This window comes from Hansschlegelia beijingensis (genome assembly GCF_045505405.1).
Classification (GTDB): domain Bacteria; phylum Pseudomonadota; class Alphaproteobacteria; order Rhizobiales; family Methylopilaceae; genus Methylopila; species Methylopila beijingensis_A.
The window spans coordinates 1-4,300 of record NZ_JBJKEX010000266.1 but is presented as its reverse complement, the minus strand read 5'-3'; the positions used below and the strand labels follow the sequence as shown (position 1 = coordinate 4,300).

Sequence of the window (4,300 nt, the reverse complement as noted above, 5' to 3'; positions counted from 1 at the left end):
CGCGGCGGCGGTCAGCGCCCGGTGATCCTGCAGTCGATCATCCGGCTCGCGCATGATCTCGGCATGGAGGTCGTCGCCGAAGGCGTAGCCCTGCGCGTACTCGCAGCCGAGATGGAACAGCTCCACGGCGTCGGAGTCCGTCTCGACGCCTTCGGCGACGACCTCCATGCCGAGATCATGCGCGAGCCGGATGATCGACTGCAGGATCACCGGGCGCTGACCGCCGCCGCGCGGCCGGACGAAGGACTTGTCGATCTTCAGCACGTCGAACGGGAAGCGCTGCAGATAGGCCAGGCTGGAATGGCCGGTGCCGAAGTCGTCGAGCGACAGCCCGGCCCCGAGCTCGCGCAGGCGCGTCAGCATCTGCGCGGCGTGCTCCGGGTTCTCCATGACGTGGCCCTCGGTCAGCTCGATCTTGAGCGAACCGGGCGGCAGATCCGCGCGCGCCAGCACGTTCTTGATGTCCTGAACGAGATCCTGCCGCAGGAACTGCCGGGTCGACACGTTGACCGACATGAACAGCGGCGGCTCGCCCGGCACCTCTTCCTGCCAGCGGGCGAGCTGGCGGGCGGCCTCGTCGAGCGCGAACAGGCCGAGGTCGACGATCAGCCCGCTCTCTTCCGCGATTGCGATGAACTCGGACGGCGGGCGGCGGCCGTAACGCGGGTGCTCCCAGCGCAGCAGCGCCTCGAAGCCGGCGATGCTGCGGTCGTCGAGCCGCACGATCGGCTGGTAGAAGACCTTGATCTCGTTGCGCTCTAGCGCCCGGTTGAGCTCGCCGGCGATCAGCAGCCGGTCGGTCGTGGCGGCGCGCATGTTGGGCCTGAAGGCCTCGATGTGGTCCCCGCCGAAACGCTTGGCGTGGTACATCGCGACCTCGGCGTTCTTGACCAGCTCCTCGGCCGAGACCTCGGGCGACCCGTCCGCGGTCGCGAAGCCGATCGAGGCGGTCAGGAACAGCTCCTTGCCGCCGAACGCGATCGGCGCGCGAAGCGTGCGCTTCAGCGTGTCCGCGAAGGCCGGCGCCGCCGCCGGATCGCTCTCCGACAGCAGCAGCACGCCGAACTGGTCACCGCCGAGGCGCGCAAGCGTGTCCTGCGGCTTCAGCAGGCGCGAGAGCCGCCGCACCACCGTGATCAGGATGGTGTCGCCGGTCGTGACCCCGACGGTCTCGTTGATCTTCTTGTAGCGGTCGATGTCGAGCACCATCACGACCGGCCGCAGCGCCTGGTTGGCGCGGGCGAAGCCCAGGGCGGCGTCGAGCCGGTCGACGAACAGCTCGCGGTTCGGCAGGCCGGTCAGCGCGTCATGCACCGCGTTCTGCAGGAGGCGCTCCTCGGTGGTCTTGGCGGCGTTGACGTCGAGCAGCGTGCCGACGCAGCGCACCACCTCGCCGTCCGCGCCGACGACCGGCCGCGCCCGCAGCGAGTACCAGAGATAGTGGCCGTCCTCGCCGCGCAGACGGAAGGTCTCGACCAGCCGCCCGCGCCGCTCCTCGAGCAGCGCGTCGAGCGCCGCCCGGAAGCGGTCCCGGTCGCCCGGATGCACCAGCTGGAGCCATTCGGCGGGCGAGGTCTCGAGCGCCCCGCGGCGCAGGCCAAGCGCGCCTTCGAGCTCGTGGCTCGCATAGATGCGGTCGCCCTCGACGTCCCAGTCCCAGACGTAGTCGCCCGCGCCCGTGACGGCGAGCGCCCGGCGCTCGATGTCCGACACGCTGCCCTGCAGGATCGCGCCGCCCGCGAAGGCGTGCTGCATCACCGTGAAGCCGATCAGCAGGACGATCAGCACCAGGCCGCCGACCAACGCCGGCGCGACGAGCTCGTTCGCCAGCCCGCCGCCGACCGCGACGGCGGCGGCCGCCACCCAGGCGAGCAGCAGCAGCCAGGTCGGCGCCAGCATCACCGCGCGGTCGTAGCCCTTGGTGGCGAGCCAGACGATGATCCCGAAGCCCGCGACCGCAACGGCGATCAGCGAAAGCCGCGCGATCCCGGCCGCGATCGGCGCGTCATAGGCCGAGAGCGCCACCAGCGCGACGAGGAACACCAGCCAGCCGCCCATGATGTGCACGTAGCGGACGTGCCAGCGGTTGAGGTTCAGATAGGCGAACAGGAACACGAGCAGCGTCGCCGTGAAGGTCGCCTCGCTGCCGGCGCGCAGGATGCGCTCGGCTTCGGGCGCGAGATCGAAGACGCGCCGCCAGAAGCTGAAATCGACCCCGAGATAGAACAGCACCGCCCAGGCGAGCGCGGCCGCCGCCGGGAACATCACGCTGCCCTTGACCACGAACAGGATGGTCAGGATCAGCGCGAGCAGGCCGCCGATCCCGAGCAGGATGCCGCGATAGAGCGCGAAGGAGTTGACCTTGTCCTTGTAGGCGTCCGGCTCCCACAGCGTGAGCTGCAGCAGCTCGGGCGAACTGAGCTCGACCACATAGGTGACGGTCGCGCCCGGATCGAGCGTGAGCAGGAACACGTCGGCGTCGTCGGATTCCTGGCGGTCCGGACGGAAGCCCTGGCTCGCGGTCACGGCCTGGATCCGCTGCTCGCCGAGGTCCGGCCAGAGGGCGCCGGAGCCCACGAAGCGGTAATGCGGCGAGACCAGCAGCCGGTCGATCTGCTCGTCGCCTTCGTTCTTCAGCGAGAACACCGCCCATTGGCGGCCGTCGCCGGGCCTTTCGGATCGCACCTCGATGCGCCGGGCGATGCCGTCGGGCCCCGGGACGGTCGCGACCTGGATGCGGTCCGGTTCGCCCTGCGGGCGCTCGAGCGCCTGGGTCAGGTCGAGCGCCTGGTCGTCCGGACGCACCGACAGCGTCTGCAGAGCCGCCGCAGGCGCGACGCAGCCGATCAACGCGGCGACGAGAATGATCGCCTGAAGGAGGGCGCGGGAAAAACGCAACGCCTCAGCTCTCCCTATTGCCCGCTGGCGGCGGTCGTCGACCCGAGGCGGCGGCAGCCGGCGGCGTGACGCCGAACACGGCGAAGCGGCGGCACGTTAGCCTACGGCGTCGCCGCGAAGAAGCGCGTAGAGCAGGTGATCCTGCCAAAGTCCAGCAATGCACAGATACTCGCGGGCGTATCCCTCCCGCTTGAACCCCGTGCGCTCTAGCAGCCGAATGGATGCGGCGTTGCGCGGCAGGCAGGCCGCCTCAATCCGCCGCAGCTTCAGCGACTCGAACACGAACGGCGTCAGCGCCCGGACGGCGGCCGTCATGTGGCCCTTGCCGGCGTGGCGCTGGCCCATCCAGTAGCCGATCGAGCAGGTCTGCGAGACGCCGCGCCGGATCTGGCTGACGGTCACGCCGCCGACCAGTTCGCCGTCCTCCCGGAACACGAAGAACGGGTAGGCCTGGTCGAGCTCGAGCTCGCGCACGTAGCGCTTGAGCCGCTTGCGGTAGGCGAGGCGCGACACGTCGTCATGCGGCCAGGTCGGCTCCCACGGCTGCAGGAAGCCGCGGCTCTCGTCCCGCAGCACCGCCCAGGCCGGGTAGTCGATCATCTGCGGCACGCGGAGGAACACGCCCCGCCCGGAGAGCGTCGGAACCGCCTCCACCGCAGAAAGCGTGCGGAAGAAGGCCACCACAGGGCTCCTCAGGCGGCCGTCGCGCGGACGCCGAGGCGCTCCGCGAGTCGTTCCGGCGGCGTCAGCCGCCGCACCGGGCCGATGGCCGCGAGCGTGAACGCGGTCCGATGGAATCGGCGCCGCCCGAGACGGCGAGCAGCACATGCGAGACCCCGCCGAACGCCGCGGAGAACAGCGCCTCGGCTTCGGCCGCCTCGATCGGGCGTCGGGATTTCTCTGGAGTCTCGACCTTCCGAAGCATCGCCCGGTCCGCTCCGGCCGCCTTCAGCCGGGGCCGCAGGCTAGCAGGAGATGCGCTTCAGCTCGCGGTCGGACTGGGCCTTGATGCGCGCATATTTGCGGCCGGCCTCCGCGATGGTCGCGCAGGCCTCCTCCTTCTTGCCCATGCCGTTCAGCGACATGCCGAGCTTGAGCATGCTCTCGGGGGCCTTGGAGGACTGCGGCGCCTCCTTGTAGATCGTGAAGAAGCTGTCCGCCGCGTCAGTGTATTTCCTGCGCTGGTAGAGGCTCTCGCCGAGCCAGTAGCGCGCCTCCGGCGCCTTGGCGTCGTTCGGATAGCTGCGCAGGAAGTCCCGGAAGGTGGCTTCCGCCTGGTCGTAATTCCGGCGCTGCATGAAGCCGACGCCGAGATCGAACTGGTCCCGGGCGCTGCCCGAGCCCGCGACGGCGGCGCTCGAGTGCGACTTGATGCGCTCCGCGAGAAGGCGCAGCTTTTCCT

The 4,300-nt window shown here is 70.1% G+C and carries 4 protein-coding genes; all 4 read right to left on the bottom strand.

All coding sequences use genetic code 11. From position 1 onward, the window contains the following. Positions 1-2,898 (bottom strand): EAL domain-containing protein (locus ACIKT0_RS13940; RefSeq protein ID WP_407105923.1); only part of this gene is annotated, 2,898 nt, incomplete at its 3' end. A gap of 96 nt (positions 2,899-2,994) precedes the next feature. Beyond that, the gene (locus ACIKT0_RS13935; protein ID WP_407105922.1) at positions 2,995-3,579 is read right to left on the bottom strand and encodes a GNAT family N-acetyltransferase; all 585 of its coding nucleotides are present in this window, start codon (positions 3,577-3,579) and stop codon (positions 2,995-2,997) included. Positions 3,580-3,643: 64 nt separating this feature from the next. Further along, positions 3,644-3,823 (bottom strand): hypothetical protein, encoded by a 180-nt coding sequence (locus ACIKT0_RS13930; protein WP_407105921.1) that lies wholly within the window; start codon positions 3,821-3,823, stop codon positions 3,644-3,646. Between the two features lie 40 nt (positions 3,824-3,863). Then, a partial coding sequence (gene ybgF / locus ACIKT0_RS13925) for a tol-pal system protein YbgF (RefSeq protein WP_407105920.1) occupies positions 3,864-4,300 on the bottom strand: 437 nt, incomplete at its 5' end.